At 70.3% G+C, this 17,660-nt stretch carries 15 protein-coding genes; 10 read left to right on the top strand and 5 right to left on the bottom strand.

Going from position 1 to position 17,660, the window contains the following annotated elements; translation table 11 throughout:
* Positions 1-466: 466 nt before the first annotated feature.
* Together O7616_RS24715 and O7616_RS24710 are read right to left on the bottom strand one after the other, a co-directional pair.
* A complete protein-coding gene (locus O7616_RS24715) occupies positions 467-1,060 on the bottom strand; it encodes a lytic polysaccharide monooxygenase (RefSeq protein WP_145780103.1) in 594 nt (197 codons plus the stop codon).
* A 397-nt stretch (positions 1,061-1,457) separates the two neighbouring features.
* Positions 1,458-2,039, bottom strand: a complete 582-nt coding sequence (locus O7616_RS24710) for a hypothetical protein (RefSeq protein ID WP_282304187.1) — start codon at positions 2,037-2,039, stop codon at positions 1,458-1,460.
* A gap of 627 nt (positions 2,040-2,666) precedes the next feature.
* Between O7616_RS24710 and O7616_RS24705 the strand changes: the two genes are divergently transcribed.
* From O7616_RS24705 to O7616_RS24680, 6 genes are all read left to right on the top strand, one after another.
* Positions 2,667-3,332, top strand: coding sequence for a GntR family transcriptional regulator (locus O7616_RS24705; RefSeq protein WP_282258539.1), 666 nt, complete (start codon positions 2,667-2,669; stop codon positions 3,330-3,332).
* Between the two features lie 76 nt (positions 3,333-3,408).
* Positions 3,409-5,214 carry an allophanate hydrolase gene (gene atzF, locus O7616_RS24700; RefSeq protein ID WP_282304186.1) on the top strand — a complete coding sequence of 602 codons (1,806 nt, stop codon included), beginning with the start codon at positions 3,409-3,411 and terminating at the stop codon, positions 5,212-5,214.
* Between the two features lie 39 nt (positions 5,215-5,253).
* Complete coding sequence (locus tag O7616_RS24695) at positions 5,254-5,943, top strand: isochorismatase family cysteine hydrolase (RefSeq protein WP_282258544.1); 690 nt, start codon at positions 5,254-5,256, stop codon at positions 5,941-5,943.
* 7 nt (positions 5,944-5,950) lie between these two features.
* Positions 5,951-6,643 carry a cysteine hydrolase gene (locus O7616_RS24690; protein ID WP_282304185.1) on the top strand — a complete coding sequence of 231 codons (693 nt, stop codon included), beginning with the start codon at positions 5,951-5,953 and terminating at the stop codon, positions 6,641-6,643.
* Positions 6,644-6,655: 12 nt separating this feature from the next.
* A complete protein-coding gene (locus tag O7616_RS24685; RefSeq protein ID WP_282304184.1) occupies positions 6,656-8,272 on the top strand; it encodes a regulator in 1,617 nt (538 codons plus the stop codon).
* Positions 8,273-8,352: 80 nt separating this feature from the next.
* Positions 8,353-8,730, top strand: coding sequence for an AtzH-like domain-containing protein (locus tag O7616_RS24680; RefSeq protein WP_282304183.1), 378 nt, complete (start codon positions 8,353-8,355; stop codon positions 8,728-8,730).
* Between the two features lie 73 nt (positions 8,731-8,803).
* Here O7616_RS24680 and O7616_RS24675 read toward each other — a convergent pair whose 3' ends face one another.
* Both O7616_RS24675 and O7616_RS24670 read right to left on the bottom strand, forming a co-directional pair.
* A complete protein-coding gene (locus O7616_RS24675) occupies positions 8,804-10,141 on the bottom strand; it encodes a ricin-type beta-trefoil lectin domain protein (RefSeq protein WP_282304182.1) in 1,338 nt (445 codons plus the stop codon).
* Positions 10,142-10,170: 29 nt separating this feature from the next.
* On the bottom strand, positions 10,171-11,529 hold the full coding sequence (locus O7616_RS24670) for a ricin-type beta-trefoil lectin domain protein (RefSeq protein ID WP_282304181.1): 1,359 nt from the start codon (positions 11,527-11,529) through the stop codon (positions 10,171-10,173).
* Between the two features lie 627 nt (positions 11,530-12,156).
* Between O7616_RS24670 and O7616_RS24665 the strand changes: the two genes are divergently transcribed.
* From O7616_RS24665 to O7616_RS24650, 4 genes are all read left to right on the top strand, one after another.
* Positions 12,157-13,596, top strand: a complete 1,440-nt coding sequence (locus O7616_RS24665) for a glycoside hydrolase family 43 protein (protein ID WP_282304180.1) — start codon at positions 12,157-12,159, stop codon at positions 13,594-13,596.
* Between the two features lie 29 nt (positions 13,597-13,625).
* The gene (locus O7616_RS24660; RefSeq protein ID WP_282304179.1) at positions 13,626-15,125 is read left to right on the top strand and encodes an RICIN domain-containing protein; all 1,500 of its coding nucleotides are present in this window, start codon (positions 13,626-13,628) and stop codon (positions 15,123-15,125) included.
* 143 nt (positions 15,126-15,268) lie between these two features.
* Positions 15,269-15,979: a ThuA domain-containing protein gene (locus O7616_RS24655; RefSeq protein ID WP_282304178.1), complete on the top strand. Its 711-nt coding sequence runs from the start codon at positions 15,269-15,271 to the stop codon at positions 15,977-15,979.
* A complete protein-coding gene (locus O7616_RS24650; protein WP_282304177.1) occupies positions 15,949-17,049 on the top strand; it encodes a Gfo/Idh/MocA family oxidoreductase in 1,101 nt (366 codons plus the stop codon). The genes O7616_RS24655 and O7616_RS24650 overlap by 31 nt, the downstream gene beginning before the upstream one ends.
* Positions 17,050-17,056: 7 nt before the next feature.
* On the opposite strand, the gene O7616_RS24645 is transcribed toward O7616_RS24650, so the two are convergent.
* On the bottom strand, positions 17,057-17,617 hold the full coding sequence (locus O7616_RS24645; RefSeq protein ID WP_282307712.1) for a DM13 domain-containing protein: 561 nt from the start codon (positions 17,615-17,617) through the stop codon (positions 17,057-17,059).
* Positions 17,618-17,660: the final 43 nt, after the last annotated feature.

The raw sequence follows: 17,660 nt of genomic DNA, 5'->3' as shown, positions 1-17,660 counted from the left end.
GAGTGTTCGTGGTCGGATGCGACGGGTGGGACGGGTCCGGGGAACCATGGTGATCCTCCAGTAGTGGGAGTGGCCCGGTGGCCTGGCGGGGAATGGTGGCGGGCGCTGGGCTCGCTGGGTGGTGGTGCGCTGTCACCTGGCAGATGGGTGGGTTGCGGTCGGTGGGGCACCTCCGGCGGCGAAAACGATCATGTTAACGTTCACACTCATCGATGGCCTTCAGGCTGGCAGAAAATTCCAGGGATATCAACCGGTAGTTTCGGGGCTGTTGCGATCACCTGCCGCGGGGTCCGACCGCCGGTTGTCGACGACCAGGAACGCCTGACCTCCTCAAGCGTGGTCAGGCGTCGGTCTTGCTGATGGTCGGTCGGGCGGATGTCGGCGGCTGTCGGCCACCGCGTCGCCGCCGGAGACACGCCGGCCCAGGGCGTTCACGCCCTGGGCCGGAGCAGTGCCGTGTCGCCGGTCAGGCGATCCTGATGTCGCTGCACCACATGTAGGTCTGGTCCATGTGCGACGCCTTCCAGATCACGAACAGGATGTGGTTCCCGCTGCGTCCGGACGCCGAGACGTTGAACGAGATGTTCTGCGCCGGCGCGTACCGCCCGGTCGTCGCGACCAGGTCGAGGTTGCCCCAGCCGAGCTGCTGCGTGGCCGGGTTGAAGCCCTGCTTGGTGACGTACACCCGGAAGTAGTCAGCTCCATGGCTGGCCTGGTCGTACAGCTGCACCGTGAAGTTGCTGCTGACGGTGGTCGCCTTCCAGGCTCCCAGTTGGTTGAGGGAGTTGTTCCGGGAGAGGCCGTTGCTGCAGAGCTGCCCGTCCGGGGTGCGGGCCTGGAACTGGCCGGCGAGACCGTCGCGCAGCTGGCTCATCCAGTTCCACATGGTGTCGGGGTTGGACTGGAAGGCCTGGTAACACATCGGGTCCTGCTGCTGCATGGCCGGGTTCATGTGCTGGTTGCCCCAGGTCTTCCAGCACTGGTAGGCCCGACTCGCCGGGTTGATGATCGTGCCGTGGGCCTGGGCGGCGCCGGTGAACGGCAGCGTGCCGACCACCATCGCGAACAGCAGGACGAGCGCTTGGAGCGACCGACGGATGGTTGACCGGGACGGTCCGCCGGATTGACCTAACTGGTGTGAACGCACTGTTCATCCTCCGTTCGTTGGTGCGGGGGGTGGGAACGCTCCCAAGGCCACTGTTGCATCAATAAATGTAAATATCAATGTTGATCTGTCTATAGCCGGATGTGGATCGAGCTGTCCGCAATCGTCGGATCAATGACGGGTCTGCGCACGGCGCGCTGCGGCGCGGCCGCGGCCCATTGACCGCGGGCGACGGCATCGACCACGCTGCCCGGACCGGGCGCGCCCGATGGCGCGGATGGTCAACGCGCGGCCTGGCGGCCTCGCATCCGACGGCCGGTCGGGTGCGGGAGCGACCCCCTGCCCGGTGCGGTCACAGCCCTGCTGCGGCGTCGTACCGGCGACGCTGGTCGGCCATCTCCGCGGCGGTCAGCGCCTCCTCCTGCGCCAACGCCGCGTACTTGGCCGGGAACATCTGCCGCAGACGGTCGATGAACCTGACGTCCTCGGTCGCCTCGACCACCTGGATGCCCGGCGGCTCGGTGGACATGTCCATGATCACCGGACCGGCGAGTTTGACGGCCACGTCCCAGGGGCGCTTGCGCTCGGCGACCCCGCAGAGGTGGAAGCCGTAGACCGTCTTCACCTCGGCGAGCGTGGTCACCTCGGCCGGCTCGTAGCCGTAGACGCGCACGCCGCAGATCACCGGCGGCTTCTCCTCCCCGGCGGCCACCTGCTGCGCGCCGTGCCCGGCGTGGTTGTGCTGCCCCGGGTCCACGCGTTCGAGCGTCGTCCGCATCCGGGCCACGATCTGCGCCTGTAGATCCGCCGGCTCCGCCTCCGAGCCGAAGCGGTTGACCAGTACGGCCGCACCGGCCGACGTCACCAGCAGGATCACCGCAACCCACACCAGGCGGTGTCGGTACCACCCAGCCAAACTCTCTCGGGAAATCATTACCGCTTCTCACCTCGTCGCCGGTTCTGCCGTGCTGGCAGGCCGATTCGGACGCCCCCGGCGGGCGGGGCAGGTGGCGCTTCGGCCGCCGGGGACGCGTACCGGGGGACACGCGCGGCGGGCGAGGCCGCCGGTCGGCAGGACGCCCGTCGTCGTGGAGATGGCCCGGCGATGCGGCAGGCGAGCGCCTGCCCAGGCGGCGCGCTGCCGGCACTGCGATGCTCCCGTGCTTGCCGTTCCCAGCGCGGTTGCCCCCGCGCTGCGGCGATATGAGCCATTCCAACACGTCTGAAGGCGTTCTGGCAACATCGACCAGCGTCAGTGCTGCGCTGTCCTGGTCGCGTTCACCGGAGCCGCTGCTGCCGGGTCGGTCAGGCGGCCACCGGCGGCGCACGATGATCAAATGGTGAGAAGTAGGTCCGGGGGGCCGGTGGAGCTGCTTTCCATCAATTGATCATGGGCCCGCCGCGTCCTCCGTGGGCGCGGTGGCCTCACCACCGGCCGGGCCGCCCTGGCGACCGGAAACGGTTCAGCCAACCTCGGGTGCGACGACTCGCAGGTTCGGCGTCGGACCGAGGGGACCGCGTCCGCGTCGGTCGTCGTGCGGCAGGTGGCAGACTCGGCGGGGTGAACGACGTGGCCGCATCGCCGATGGATGGTGAGCTGGAAAGTGTCAGCCTGGTGGACCTCGCCGTCACCCGGCTCACCCGCGAGATCCTCAGCGGCAGGAGTGACCCGGGTGAACGCCTCGTGGAGGAGCAGCTGACCCGGCGGTTGGGGATCAGCCGGGCGCCGTTGCGCGAGGCGCTGCGGCTGCTGGCCCAGCGAGGGCTGGTCGAGCACGTGCCACGGCGCGGGGTCCGCGTCGCCACCCTCTCCGAGCGGGACGTGCGGGAGCTGTACGAGCTGCGGGACGTGTTGGAGCGTTTCGCGGTGCGCGCGGGCATCCCGGTGGGCCGGGAGAGCGACCTGGTCGGCCTGCGGGCCGCTCTGGACCGGATGGGGGAGGCGGTCCGCCTCGGCGATCGGATGGAGGTCGCCGAATCGCACCGCGCGTTCCACGTCGCGTTGGTGGCGCTCGCCGACAACCGCCAGTTGTCCATGGTGTACGACTCGATTCTGGTGAAGTTGCAGCTCTACATGGCGATCAACCTGCGTCGGGAGGCCGAGTTGGCGCAGCCGCTGGACGGCGTCCACCGGCACGAGCGGCTGTTCGAGGCCGTCGCGGGGGGAGACCCGGAGGAGGTGCTGGCCGTGCTCTCCGCGCACGGCGCACGCTCGTACCTCGGCTAGCCACCACGGGCGGCCCGACACGGGCTCGTTACCAATCGCGCCGCTGTTCGTAACAGGACTGTCGACAATCGACAGTATGTCAGAGCCCGTTGGTCCCTTTTCGGTCCTGCGGTCGGCGTACCTGAGCGGCGCGACGACCCCCGTCGAACAGGTCGAACGTGTCCTGGCCGGGCTCTCCGGCCGAGACGGCGGGCCGGTCTGGATCAGCACCGTCGCCGCCGACGGCCTACGGGCCCACGCCGCGTGGCTGACCCGCCACCGCGACCCGGCCGACCTGCCGCTGTACGGGATCCCCTTCGCGGTCAAGGACAACATCGACGTCGCCGGTATGGTCACCACCGCCGGCTGCCCCGACTTCGCGTACCGTGCCGCCGAGGACGCTCCGGTGGTACGCCGACTGCTCGACGCCGGTGCCCTGCTCGTCGGCAAGACCAACCTCGACCAGTTCGCCACCGGCCTGACCGGCGCCCGCTCGCCGTACGGCAGCTGCGAGAGCGTCTTCGGCGGCGGGCTCGTCTCCGGCGGGTCCAGCTCCGGCTCGGCCGTCGCGGTGGCCTCGGGCCAGGTCGGCTTCGCCCTGGGTACGGACACCGCCGGCTCCGGCCGAGTCCCGGCGGCCTTGAACGGGATCGTCGGCCTCAAGCCCACCCGGGGGCTGCTCAGCACGGCCGGTGTGGTCCCGGCCTGCCGCTCACTGGACTGCGTGTCGGTCTTCGCCACGGACGTCGCGGACGCCGTCGAGGTGCTGCATGCCGCCCGGGGTGTGTCGGAAGCCGACCCGTGGGGGCGCGCGCTGCCGGCCGAACGCGCGAGCGGCGACGCACCGGGGACGCTCCGCCTCGGGGTGCCTCGCGCGGAGGGCCTGGAGTTCTTCGGCGACGAGGGACAGAGCGAGAGGTTCACCGCCGGCGTACGACGACTGGGCACCCTGGTCGCCGCCACCCGGCCGGTGCCGCTCGACGACTTCTTCGCGGCGGGGGACCTGCTCTACCAGGGGCCCTGGGTCGCCGAGCGGCTCGTCGGGCTGGGCGAGTTCCTGCGAGGGCACCCCGATTCGGTGCTCCCGGTCACCCGGACCGTGCTGGAGACCGGGTGGCGCTACGACGCGGTCGACGCCTTCCGGGGTCAGCACCGGCTCCGCGAACTGCGCGCCCGGGTCGACCGGCTCTGGCGCGAGATCGACGTGCTGGTGGTGCCCACCGTCGGCACCACGTTCACCCGCGGCGAGATCGCCGAGGATCCCATCGGGCGCAACGCCATGCTCGGCCGCTACACCCAGTTCGCCAACCTGCTCGATCTGGCCGCGGTGACCGTACCCAACGGTTTCACCGACAACGGCCGACCGGCGAGCCTGACCCTGCTCGGCCCGGCGTTCAGCGACCTCACACTGGCCCGGCTCGCCGCCGCGCTCGTCGCCGGCGTCGGTGAGGCGTCGCCGGCTGCGGCGGCGGCCGACGCGCTGCCGACCACGGCGCGGACGCTGATCGCCGTCGTCGGCCGACATCTGAACGGCGAGTCCCGCAACGGTGAGCTGACCGGGCGTGGGGCCACTCTCGTCGGCGCGGCACGGACCGCGCCGCTGTATCGGCTCTATCGGATGGAGACCCCGGACGGTGAGGGGCTGCCCGGCCTGGTCCGGGTGCCCCCGGGCGACCCGCAGGGTCAGCCGATCGAGGTCGAGCTCTGGAGTCTGCCGTCGGCCGCCGTCGGTGAGCTGCTGGCCGGAGTGCCGGCTCCGCTCTCGCTCGGCTGGGTTCGGCTGCACGACGGGCGGGACGTGCTCGGCTTTCTCTGCGAGGCGTACGCCGCCGGCCCGCCGGCCGTGGACATCAGCGCCGCCGGTGGGTGGCGGGCCCACCGTCAGGCCGCCGCCGGGAGGTAGGGCGGCAGGCACCAGCGAGGAACGACAGGAGGCGAGAAGATGGGCAGCATCGGGCCGGTACCGGCCAACCCCTACCCGTGGCCGTACGACGGTACGGCGGACACCGCGCACACCGCACTGCTCTGCATCGACTGGCAGACCGACTTCTGCGGACCGGGCGGCTACGTGGATGCGATGGGCTACGACATCGGCCTCACCCGGGCGGGCCTGCCGGCCACCGCCCGACTGCTGGAGCATGCCCGTTCACTCGGGATGCTCGTCGTGCACACCCGGGAGGGACACGACCCGGAGTTGTCCGACCTGCCGGCGAACAAGCGCTGGCGGTCGGCGCGCATCGGCGCCGAGATCGGTTCGTCCGGCCCGGCCGGTCGGATCCTGGTCCGCGGCGAGCCGGGATGGGAGATCGTGCCCGAGGTCGCACCGGCCCCCGGCGAGGTGGTCATCGACAAGCCGGGCAAGGGTGCCTTCTACGCCACCAACCTCGACCTGGTGCTGCGCACCCGGGGCATCACCCACCTGATCCTCACCGGCATCACCACCGACGTCTGCGTGCACACCACCATGCGCGAGGCGAACGACCGGGGGTACGAGTGCCTGATCCTCTCCGACTGCACCGGCGCCACCGACAAGGCCAACCACGACGCGGCACTGCACATGGTCACCATGCAGGGCGGCGTCTTCGGTTGCGTCACCACCTCCGACGACGTCATCGCCGCCACGACCACGTGAGGTGTCCATGTTGACCATCGCCGCCGCGCGGCCCACCCCGTACGCTTTCGACCTCTCGACCACGGCGTTGCTCGTCATCGACATGCAGCGCGACTTCCTGGAACCCGGCGGGTTCGGGGAGAGCCTGGGTAACGACGTCGGTCAGCTTCGCCGCACCATCGCCCCGCTTGCGGCGCTGCTGGCCGACGCCCGCGCCGTGGGCCTGACCGTCGTGCACACCCGCGAGGGGCACCTGCCGGACCTGTCCGACTGCCCGCCGGCCAAGCTGAGTCGCGGTACGCCCAGCAAACGGATCGGTGACCCCGGGCCGAACGGTCGGATCCTGATCCGCGGCGAGTACGGCCACGACATCGTCGACGAGCTGACGCCGCTGCCCGGCGAGCCGGTCGTCGACAAGCCGGGCAAGGGCGCCTTCCACGCCACCGACCTGGACGCCCTGCTCACCGAGCGGGGCATCCGTAGTCTCCTGGTCACCGGGGTCACCACCGAAGTGTGTGTGCACACCACCGTCCGGGAGGCCAACGACCGCGGGTACGAGTGCCTCGTGCTCGCCGACTGCGTCGGGTCCTACTTCCCGGAGTTCCAGCGGGTGGGGCTCGACATGATCGCCGCCCAGGGCGGGATCTTCGGTTGGGTCGCCGACTCGGCGCAGGTCCGCGCCGCGCTGCCCACCACCCCCGTGTTGCAGCCCTCCTCCTGACCGGGAGCAGTCATGGCCTCCACCAGACCCTCAGTCGCCCCACTGCCCTACTGGGTACGCGGCGACACCAACGCGTTCTTCGGCTTCGGCGTCAACGTCCTGGTCAACGTGCTCACCCTGACCGGGCTCTGCCTCGCCGTGGTGAACCTCCCCGAGGGGGAGGTGTTCGGCACCATCCTGCCGGCGCTCGGCATCGCCCTGGTCGCCGGGAACATCTACTACACCTACCTGGCCCGTCGGCTGGCCCGACGGGAGAACCGCAGCGACGTGACGGCCCTGCCGTACGGGCCGAGCGTGCCACACATGTTCATCGTCATCTTCGTCATCATGCTCCCGATCTACCTGCGTACCCAGGATCCCGTGCGCGCCTGGGAGGCCGGGCTGGCATGGGCCTTCATCATCGGCGTGATCGTGTTGATCGGCGCGTTCGTGGGGCCCTACATCCGCCGGTACGCGCCCCGGGCCGCGCTGCTCGGCACCCTCGCGGGAATCTCCATCACGTTCATCTCGATGAACCCGGCCGGGCAGATGTGGCGGCTGGCCTGGGTCGCCCTGCCCGTCTTCGCCCTGCTGCTGATCGGCCTGCTCACCGACGTGAAGCTGCCGTTCAACTTTCCGATCGGGCTCGCCGCGCTGCTGCTCGGCACCGCTATCGGCTGGGCCGGCGGAGCGATGTCGGTGCCGGACGTCACGGCGGCGGCCCGGGACATCGCCATCGCCGTACCCTCGTTCAAGATCGACCTGCTGGTCGCCGGGCTGGCCGACATGGCACCACTGTTGGCGACGGCGATTCCGCTCGGCGTCTACAACTTCACCGAGGGCATGACCAACGTGGAGAGCGCCGCCACGGCGGGGGACAACTACAACCTGCGCAGCGTGCTGCTCGCCGACGGCGCGGGCGCGGTGATCGGTGCGGCTCTCGGCTCGCCGTTCCCACCGGCGGTCTACGTCGGACACCCGGGCTGGAAGGCGGCGGGTGGGCGCAGCGGCTACTCGATGGCGACCGGCGTGGTGATCGCGGTGCTCTGCTTCCTGGGCATGTTCGGTCTGCTCGGGGCGATCTTCCCGACGGCGGCGATCGTGCCGATCCTGCTCTACATCGGACTGCTGATCGGGGCACAGGCGTTCCAGGCGACGCCCCGGGCGCACGCCGCCGCGGTGGTCGCCGCGCTGATCCCGAACATCGCGGCCTGGGCGACCGGGCAGATCGACAACGCGTTGGCAGCGGCCGGTACGACGGCCGCCGCGGTCGGCGACGAGGCGCTCAACGGTGCCGGCGTGGTCTACGACGGGCTGCTGGTGCTCGGTCAGGGCGCGATCCTCGCCGGCCTGGTACTCGGCGCGGTGGTGGTCTTCATCATCGACAAACGGTTCGTCCGGGCCGGGATCTTCGCCGGCTCGGGCGCGCTGCTGTCGTTCGTCGGGCTGATCCACGGCGAGCGGATCGAGTGGAACGCCAACGGCCAGGTCGCGCTCGGCTACCTCTTCGTCGCGGCGATCTGCGCGGTCTTCGCGCTCGGTCGTCCCGCTCCCCGTGAACCCGACCCCGGCGAGGACGACGAGGATCGGGCTGACCCGGCCGCTGACCGGTCCGACGGTGAGCAGCGGACGTCGGCCCTGAGCGGCTGAGCCGACGGGCCCGGTCGGGGCGCCAGGGCTCCGACCGGGCCCACCAGTTCCGGACCCGACGGATCGGAGGGACGAACCGCATGGATATCGACCGGACCGACGTGGTCGCCGAGGTGACGGCGGCCTTCGCCGACTACGAGCGGGCTCTGGCCGACGGCGATGCCGACCGGATCTGCGGGTACTTCTGGGATTCCGAGCGGACCGTGCGGTTCGGCCTCGCCGACCATCAGTACGGGCTGGACGAGCAGCGCAAGTGGCGGGCCGCGCAGCCACCACTGCCCGCCGGTCGCCGGCTGGTGGACCCCGTCATCACCACCTTCGGCCCGGACCTGGCGGTCGTGACAACCCGATTCGGGTACGCCGGCGCCGCCGCGACCGGGCGGCAGACCCAGACCTGGGTACGCCTGCCCGTCGGCTGGCGGATCGTCACCGCCCACGTCTCCGTTCCGGAGCACTAGCCGCCCGGGTGGTGACGCGCCGCCCGGGACAGGAACCGGGCGGCGGCGTCTCCTGGATCGGCGCAAACAGGCCCTAGCTGCGCGTGCTCCACCGCTGGTTGGCCCCGCCGTGGCAGGCCCACAGGTGCAGCTGCGTCCCGTTGGTGGTGCCGGAGCCGACGGCGTCGAGGCAGAGCCCGGACTGGGCTCCGGTGATGGTGCCGTTGGAGTTCAGGTTCCACTGCTGGTTGGCCTGGCCGTTGCAGTCCCAGATGATGACCGCCGTGCCGTTGCTGCTGCCGCCTCCGCTGGCGTCCAGGCACTTGTTGCCGTAGACGGTCAGGGCGCGGTTGATGGTGTGGGTGAAGCGCTGGTTGGCGCCGCCGTGACAGTCCCACAGTTGCGGGCGGGTCCCGTTGCTGGTGCTGGAGTTGGGGATGTCGACGCACCGGCCGGACTGGCTACCCGCGATCATCACGTTCTGCTGGCCGGACGGCGGCGTCGTCGGCGGGGGAGTGGTGGGCGGTGGGGTGGACCCGAACTGGCTGAAGAACTGCCACACCTCCTGCTTGACCCAGCTCCGCGCGCCGCTCTCGCACCCGGCGCACCCGTCCACCGGGCCTTGCTGGTGGCCTCCGTCGAACGCGGCCCAGAGGACCGGATATCCGGGCTGGCACGAGTAGGCGGTGGTGATGTGGGTCAGGCTGCCAGCCCTCGGCTCGGGCGGGTTCTGCGCGGCACAACCGTTGTTGCGGACGAACCTGTCGCGCAGCGAGCGCCCGCTGGGGATGTTGTCGTTGATGCCGTGGATCCCCAGGTACGCGACCGGCTGGGTGCCCCCGCTGCATCCGCTGATCGGCCCGGGGGCGGCGATCGCCGCGACCGCTCGGAACACGGTGGGCCGGGAGCAGGCCAGGGAGTAGCTCATCGCCCCGCCGTAGCTGAACCCGACCGAGAAACGTTGGGTCGTGTCGACGCAGAGGGCGTTCTCGATCGTACGGATCATGTCGTCGGTGAAGGTCACGTCCTCACCGTTGGAGTTGCCCCAGCCGTTGTTGAGGCCCTGCGGGGCGACGAAGATCGTGGTGTTGTCGGCCTGCGAGAGCATGCCGTAGTAGGCCCACGCGGCTCCGTCGGTCCCGCCCGACGCGACCTGGGTGGCGGTGCCGCCCAACCAGTGGAAGCCGAAGGCCAGCCGGTGGGCGTAGGTGTTGTTGTAGCTGTCGGGCAGCCGAAGGATGAAGCTGCGGCTCTTCCCGCTGCTCTGGATGGTGTGGGTGCCGCTGCTCAGTCCGGGTGCCTTGCCGCAGCCGGCGGTGGTGGCCGCGGCCGCCGAGGTGACGGTCGTGAGGACGTACGCCCCGATGGCGAACAGGACCATGACCGCGATGGCCGCGCCCAGCCAGGGGGTGGACGGTTTGCGAAGTCGCATGGTTGAGCCTCCTTCTGCGTTCGCCGAACTCAACTCCGGCTCCATCGTTGGCTGGCCGCGCCGTTGCAGTCCCAGATCTGGACACGCGTGCCGTTGGCGGTGCCGGTGCCGACCGTGTCCAGGCAGCGGCCCGAACCGACTCCGGTGATCGAGCCGTCGGAGTTGAGCCGCCACTTCTGGTTGGACTGGCCGTTGCAGTCCCAGATGATCACCGAGCTGCCGTTGGCGGTGGCGGCGCCGTTCACGTCGAGACACTTGCCGCCGAAGACACGCAGCTCCTGAGCCGAGGTCGACGTCCAGCTCTGGTTGCTCTGCCCGTGGCAGTCCCAGATGATCGCCGCCGAGCCGTTGGACTGCGATGCGCCGTTGACGTCCAGGCACCGCCCGGAGGACGCGTTGCGCAGCGGCGACGTGCCGCCCGGCGGCGGGGTGGTCGGCGGCGGCGTGGTCGGTGGGGTGGTCGGGTCGGTGCTGCCGAACTGGGTGAAGAACCGCCACACCTCGCCCTTGGTCCAGGTCCTGGCGCCGCTGTCCCCGCCGCCGTCCACCGGGCCGGGGGTGTGCCCGCCGTCGAAGGCGGCCCACACCACCGGGTAGCCGGACCGGCAGCCGGAGTAGGTGGTGGTGATGTGCGTCAGGCTGCCGGACCTCGGCTCGGGCGGGTTCTGGGCGGTGCAGCCGTTGTTGCGGACGAACCTGTCCCGCAGGGACCGTCCGGCGGAGATGTTGAGCACCGAGTCCCCGATGCCGTGGATGCCCATGTACGCGATCGGCTGGCTGCCGTCGCTGCAACCGCTGAGCTGCCCGCCGGCGTAGACCGCGACGGCGCGGAAGACACCGGCCCGGGAGCAGGCCAGCGAGTAACTCATGCCTCCGCCGTAGCTGAAGCCGAGCGCGAAGCGCTGCGTCGTGTCGACGCAGAGGTCGGCCTCGATCAGGCTGATCATGTTGTCGACGAAGGTGACGTCCTGGCCGCCGGGGTTGGCCCAGCCGTTCCCGTTGCCCTGGGGGGCGACGAAGATGGTGCTGTTGTTCGCCTGCTGCCGCAGCCCGTAGTAGGACCAGGCAGCCCCGTCCGACCCACCGCCGTCGACGTCGCCGGCGGTGCCGCCGTTCCAGTGGAAACCGAAGATCAATCGGTACGGGTGGTTGCGGTCGTAGTTGTCCGGGATCCGCAGGATGAAGCTGCGGTTCTGGCCGCTGCTCTGGATGGACCGTTGGCCGCTGGTCAACGTCGGGGCCTTACCGCAGCCGGCGGTCGCCGCGGCCGGGGCGACGTCCGCGGCCGACGCGGTGGTGCTCAGGCCACCGGTCAGTGCGGCCGCGCCCGCGGCCACGACGACGGCTGCCGTCGCGAGTGAGGCAAGGATCGGTCTGCGTCTTGTCATGCTGGGGCTCCCGCCACTCGGCACGGATTGATGTAGCTGGAAGAGACCGCGGTGACCACACGCGCGGTTGCCGGCTGACCCCTGCCGACACCGCGGGCGACACCTCGGGGAGACGTGACGTGCCACGGCGCCCGGCCGGCTCGTCGGCACCCGATCCCGCCACCGACCTCGCCGCCCGAGCGGGACCAGGTGGTCGTCGAATCGATTCGGCCCGACGCTAGATCAGGCAGTGAAGTATGTCAATGCTGTGTCCGGCCGGTTGCGGGCTGGCGAACGCACCCGGCGCCGACTGGCCGTGTCGCCGGCGCGCAGGGGTGGACGGGCGCACCTCCGTGGGGGCGGGGGGTCCCGGACCCTCGATTCCTTGACACCCGTCGATGCTATCGCTAACACTGTCCGCAACGCGACGTTAACGAGCAGAAAACATCCGCCCCGCTGCTCGCGAGCGCCGCATCGGCAGTGCTCGAGACGGCACATCACCGCGCCCACGGTTGGAAAGAGCGCATCGCGTACGGATTGATCTTGTTAGCGCTAACATAGATGACCTTTGGCAGAGGAGAGGTCCGGATCGTGGTTTCCCGGCGGATGACGGATCGCCTACCGCCCCTGCGCGAAGGAGACAGACCCATGTCGAGAGCCCTCTCCCGGCTCTGTGCGGTGGCCGTCGCCGCGTGCCTGCTCTTCACCACCTGGTCGGCGGCCACTCCGAAGCCGGCCGCCGCGCTCGACCCGACCGTCGGGTACCTGATGGCGCACTTCACCGGTGAGTCGTCGACAGACCAGCAGATCTACCTGGCCCACAGCACCGACGGCCTCCGCTGGACGGACCTCAACAACGGCGGCCTCGTCCTGCGTTCCCCGGTCGGCACCCGTGGTGTCCGCGACCCCGCCCTGGTCCGTTCGCCCGCCGGCGACAAATACTGGATCATCGCCACGGACCTGTGCATCGGCTGCGGCCAGGACTGGTCGGCCGCCATCAACAACGGCAGCCGCAACCTCGTCGTGTGGGAGTCCACCGACCTGGTCAACTGGTCGACGCCGTGGTTGCTGAACGTCGCCGGGGCGATCCCGGACGGACGCAACGCCTGGGCACCGGAGGCGATCTGGAACCCGGCCACCGGCGACTACGTCCTCTACTGGGCGACGAACGTCCCGCTCAACGGGGCCACCAAGCACCGCATCTACTACGCGCGCACGTCGAACTTCCGCAGCATCACCACGCCCCAGCCGTACATCAACCGGCCCGGCAACCAGGAGATCATCGACACCCAGATCGTCGAGGTGCCGGCCGGCGTCGGCGCCTACCGCTACGTGCGGGCGTCCCGGGACGGTCAGATCACCATCGAGGGCAGCAACTCCATCCTCGGAACCTGGACCACGCTGGGCGACCTGTCCGGCATCGGGCTGACCGGCGCGCAGGTCGAAGGCCCGATGTGGATGCCGTTCAACGGCCGCAACGAGTGGGTGCTCTACCTGGACCAGTATTCGAGCGGGCGCGGCTACCTGCCCGTGCTGACCACCAACCCGTCGAGCCCGGGCGCCTACCGGCTGCCCGCGTCCGGCTCGTACACCATGGGTGGCACCAAGAAACGGCACGGCACGATCCTCAACCTGACCGCGGCCGAGCAGAGTCGGGTGCTCGCGCGCTGGCCCAACACCGCGGTCAACCGCATCCAGTCGTACAACTTCCCGGACCGGTACGTGCGGCACGCCGACTACGACGCCCGCATCGACCCGAATGTCAGCCCGGCGCAGGACGGCCAGTGGCGGCTCGTGCCCGGTCTGGCCGGCTCCGGAACGGTCTCCATCCAGTCGGTCAACTACCCGGGCCACTACCTGCGGCACTACGGGTTCGACTTCCGGTTGCAAGCCAACGACGGCAGCGCCACCTTCGCCGCCGACGCGACCTTCCGGCAGGTCGCCGGTCTGGCCGACTCCTCCTGGACGTCGTTCCAGTCCTACAGCCACCCGGACCGCTACATCCGGCACTACGGCTACCTGCTCCGGCTCGATCCGGTGACCGACGCCCAGAGCCGTGCCGACGCGACGTTCCGGGTGACCAGCTGAGCCCGACCTCCGCACCGATTGGACATCTCATGAACACAAACGCGTCGTGGAGTAGGCGGAGACTGCGCCGGCTGCTGATCACGGTGGTGACCGCGCTGACCGCGATGGCCGGCGTCATCGTCGTCGCGTCGTCGCCGGCCACCGCCGCCACCAACCAGTTCCGCGGCATGAACTGGGCGGTGCTGGGCGACAACTTCAGCACCGGCCCGCTCGTCGTGCAGGGCCTCAGCTCGTCGGACAGCAACGCGACGGTGCGGGCGAAGGCGAACGCCCTCTACGACGACATGGCCGCCACCATGGGCGTCAACACCGTCCGGCTGCCCATCAACACCCACACCGTGGGGACGGCCTGGTGGGAGGCGTACCGGGGGGCCATCGACGCGGCCACCGCGCGGGGCTTCAAGGTGATCCTGGCGTACTGGGAGGACGGTGCCGCCTCCGGCGGCAGGATCACGAACCTCGCCGCCTGGAACGCGATGTGGTCCACGGTGACCAACACGTACGGCGGGAACGCCAACGTCTACTTCGAGCCGATGAACGAGCCGCATGGTTACAGCTCTGCGGAGTGGCGCAACGTGGCGGCGAACTGGCTCAGCTACCACTACTCGGCGGTGCCCGGCCGGGTGCTCATCGGCGGTACCGGCTTCAGCCAGGACCTGCGGGACATCTGCAACGACACCCGCTTCACCTCGACACTGCTGTCCTTCCACCACTACGCCTTCTTCTACGGCGCGATGACCTACGACGCCTTCCGCAGCCACATCCAGACCCGGCTCGGCAACTGCGCCTCCCGGGCGGTCGCGACCGAGTTCGGTGCGCCCATGAACGACGGCCGCAACTACGCCGACGCGAACAGCACCGACAACTTCGTCCGCCACATCCGGGCCATGGCGCAGGTCATGCGCGACAACCAGATGGGCGGCACGTACTGGCCCGCCCTCGGCGGCAAGCCGGGCACCATCGGTTACGACTGGTACTCGATGTTCTCCCTGGGTGGCAGCGGCACGAACCTCGACCTGAGCATTCGCAACACCTCCGGCGCCGACCGGATCCGGTACGCGTGGGGCGACATCGTCGGGACCGACCCCACGACGCCTCCACCGGCGACGGGGACGTTCTACCGGGTCACCGTGCGGCACAGCGGCAAGGCCATGGACGTGCAGCAGCCCAACACCGACAACGGCGCACGCGTCGGCCAGTACACCTACGGCGGCAGCGCGTGGCAGCAGTGGCAGTTCCAGGACGCCGGCAGCGGCTACTGGCGCATCGTCAGCCGGCACAGCGGCAAGTGCCTCGACGTGGTGAACGTGTCGACGGCCGACGGCGCCGAACTCATCCAGTACACCTGCGGCACCGGCACCAACCAGCAGTTCCAGATGGTCACCAACGGTGGTTACTTCCAACTCCGGGCCCGGCACAGCGGCAAGTGCGTGGACGTTCCGGCGGCGTCGACCGCGGACGGCGTGGTCCTCAAGCAGTACACCTGCAACAGCGGCGCCAACCAGCAGTGGTCGCGTACCGCCGTCTGAGCGACCGCCCCGCGACCCGACCGGTGCCGGGTCCGCCGCCGACCTAGTACGGTTTCGGTGATCGACAAGCACCGGTGTCGGTGGCACCCCGCCGCGGCGGGAACCGTCAGTCCGGTGGCGACGGATCGTGGGAGGGAGCGCGGGTGACCCAGCCGAAGGCACTGGTGGTTCGAGGCGGATGGGAGGGGCACCAGCCGGTCGAGGCGACGGAGCTGTTCATCCCCTTCCTCGAAGGCAGCGGCTATGCCGTACGGGTCGAGGAGTCGACGGAGGCCTACGCCGACGCGGCCGAGATGGCCGACACCGACCTGGTCGTGCAGTGCGTGACGATGTCGCAGATCACCTCGGCCGAGGTGGCGGGCCTGAGCGCCGCGGTCGTCGCCGGCACGGGCTTCACCGGGTGGCACGGTGGCATCGTCGACTCGTTCCGCGCGTCGTCGGACTACCTGCACCTGGTGGGCGGTCAGTTCGCGACGCACCCGGGCAAGGAGCCGTGCGAGCGGCACGGTGCGGCGGAGGACAACTTCCTGCCGCACACCGTGCACGTCACGGACCTCGGCCGGGAGCACCCGGTCACCACGGGGATCGAGGACTTCGACCTGGTCACCGAGCAGTACTGGGTGCTGCACGACGACCTGATCGACGTACTGGCCGTCACCACCCACCCCACCCGGGAGTGGCACCCGTGGCACCGGCCGGTCACGTCACCGGCGATCTGGACCCGACAGTGGGGTGCCGGGCGCGTCGTGGTGACGACCCCGGGGCACAGCGTCGACGTGCTGGAGCACCCGAGCGTCCGTACCGTGATCGAGAGGGGGATGCTGTGGGCGACTCGCACCGCGTCGGCATCGTAGGTCTCGGAGTCATCTCCCGCGCGTACCTGGACACCCTGGCGAACCACCCCGCGGTGAGCATCGTCGCGCTGGCCGACCTCGACGCCACCCGGTCGGCCGAGGCCGCAGCCAAGATTCCCGACGCCGAGGCGGTGAGCGTCGAGAGCCTGCTCGCCCGCCCGGACGTGCAGACGGTGCTCAACCTCACGATCCCCGCCGCCCACGCCGACCTCTCGCTCGCCGCGATCGACGCGGGCAAGAACGTGTACGTCGAGAAGCCGCTCGCGGTGACCCTGGAGGACGGCCGCTCGATCGTGGAGCGGGCCGCGTCGGCGGGCGTCCTCGTCGGGTGTGCGCCGGACACCGTCCTGGGCACGGGTACGCAGACGGCCCGGGCGGCGATCGACGGCGGCCTCATCGGGCGACCGATGTCCGCCTCGGCGGTCATGGTCACGGCGGGGCACGAGCGTTGGCATCCCCACCCCGACTTCTACTACGCCCCGGGTGGGGGCCCGCTGCTGGACATGGGTCCGTACTACATCTCCGCGCTCGTCCACCTGCTCGGGCCGGTTCGCGCGGTGACCGGAGCCGCCAGCCGCCTGCGCGCCGAACGCGTCATCGGCTCCGGCCCGCGCGCCGGTCAGCGGATCCCGGTCGAGGTGGACAGCCACGTGACAGGCGTGCTCGAACACGTCAACGGCGCTCTGTCCACGATCACCACCAGCTTCGACGGCGTCACGACGACCGCCGCTCCGATCGAGGTGCACGGGGAGACCGGCACGCTCGCCGTACCCGACCCGAACTACTTCGACGGGGACGTCCGACTCTTCGCGCTCGGCGGCGACGAATGGCGGGTCCTCGAACCGCGGGCCGGTTACGCCGGAAGCTCGCGCGGCGTCGGTCTGATCGACCTGGTCCGGGCCGACGGTCAGCGTCCGCCGCGGGCCGGTGGTGACGTCGCGTTGCACGTGCTCGAAACGATGACCACCCTGCTCCGCTCGGCAGCCGAGGGCCGGCGGATCGAGCTGACGACGACGGCGCGGCGGCCCGCGCCGGTCCCGCTCACGCCCGCCGAGGAGTGGCAGGCATAGGCCCTGGTCAGGTGGTCGTGAGATCGGCCGCGCCGAAGGAGACCGCGAATCGCTTGCACCAGATGGAGACGCTGCGGAAGTCGGCTGGATCAGCCGACGCCGGTAGCTCGTACACCTGATTGCCCTTGTTGCCCTTGAGCCGGGCCAGCTCGACCCACTTCCCGTCGTCGAACACCTTCCAGCCGGCCGTGCCCCGGATGACCGGCTGGTCGGTCAGCCACACCCGCAGGTCCGGGCCGTTCGACGTGTTCAGGTCGCGGATGACGAGCTGGTGACGCCCGTCGGCGAGCCGACGGATCTCGGCGCTGCCGGTCGTCTCGTGCTCGTGGGTGACGAAATCGCCGGAGGCCAGGATCTCGTTCGCCGCCGGTGTGGCCGCCGGGCTCGGGGAAGCCGACGCCGGAGCCGACGCGGGAGCGGAGGTCACCGGTGTCGTCGCGGCGGGGGGCAGCGCGTCGTCGACGTACGTGTCGGTGAACAGCTTCCACGGTTGGAACCAGTAGAGGCCCAAGACGGCCACGACGACAGCGGCGGCGATACCGGCCCGTGCCAGGCGCGACCGGAGAATCCATTTACCCACCCGCACAGCGTATGGCGGCCACCGCGGTCGA

Origin of the sequence: Micromonospora sp. WMMD964 (assembly GCF_029581455.1) — a bacterium.
Classification (GTDB): Bacteria; Actinomycetota; Actinomycetes; order Mycobacteriales; family Micromonosporaceae; genus Micromonospora.
Note: the sequence above shows the minus strand (reverse complement) of the source record. Positions and strands in the feature narration are given on the sequence as shown.

Excerpts from the sequence above, each read along its gene's own strand:
- O7616_RS24715 (WP_145780103.1), bottom strand. The coding sequence starts at position 1,060 with ATGGTGGTCGGCACGCTGCCGTTCACCGGCGCCGCCCAGGCCCACGGC.
- O7616_RS24710 (WP_282304187.1), bottom strand. The coding sequence starts at position 2,039 with ATGATTTCCCGAGAGAGTTTGGCTGGGTGGTACCGACACCGCCTGGTG.
- atzF (WP_282304186.1), top strand. The coding sequence starts at position 3,409 with ATGTCAGAGCCCGTTGGTCCCTTTTCGGTCCTGCGGTCGGCGTACCTG.
- O7616_RS24695 (WP_282258544.1), top strand. The coding sequence starts at position 5,254 with ATGGGCAGCATCGGGCCGGTACCGGCCAACCCCTACCCGTGGCCGTAC.
- O7616_RS24690 (WP_282304185.1), top strand. The coding sequence starts at position 5,951 with ATGTTGACCATCGCCGCCGCGCGGCCCACCCCGTACGCTTTCGACCTC.
- O7616_RS24685 (WP_282304184.1), top strand. The coding sequence starts at position 6,656 with ATGGCCTCCACCAGACCCTCAGTCGCCCCACTGCCCTACTGGGTACGC.
- O7616_RS24680 (WP_282304183.1), top strand. The coding sequence starts at position 8,353 with ATGGATATCGACCGGACCGACGTGGTCGCCGAGGTGACGGCGGCCTTC.
- O7616_RS24675 (WP_282304182.1), bottom strand. The coding sequence starts at position 10,141 with ATGCGACTTCGCAAACCGTCCACCCCCTGGCTGGGCGCGGCCATCGCG.
- O7616_RS24670 (WP_282304181.1), bottom strand. The coding sequence starts at position 11,529 with ATGACAAGACGCAGACCGATCCTTGCCTCACTCGCGACGGCAGCCGTC.
- O7616_RS24665 (WP_282304180.1), top strand. The coding sequence starts at position 12,157 with ATGTCGAGAGCCCTCTCCCGGCTCTGTGCGGTGGCCGTCGCCGCGTGC.
- O7616_RS24660 (WP_282304179.1), top strand. The coding sequence starts at position 13,626 with ATGAACACAAACGCGTCGTGGAGTAGGCGGAGACTGCGCCGGCTGCTG.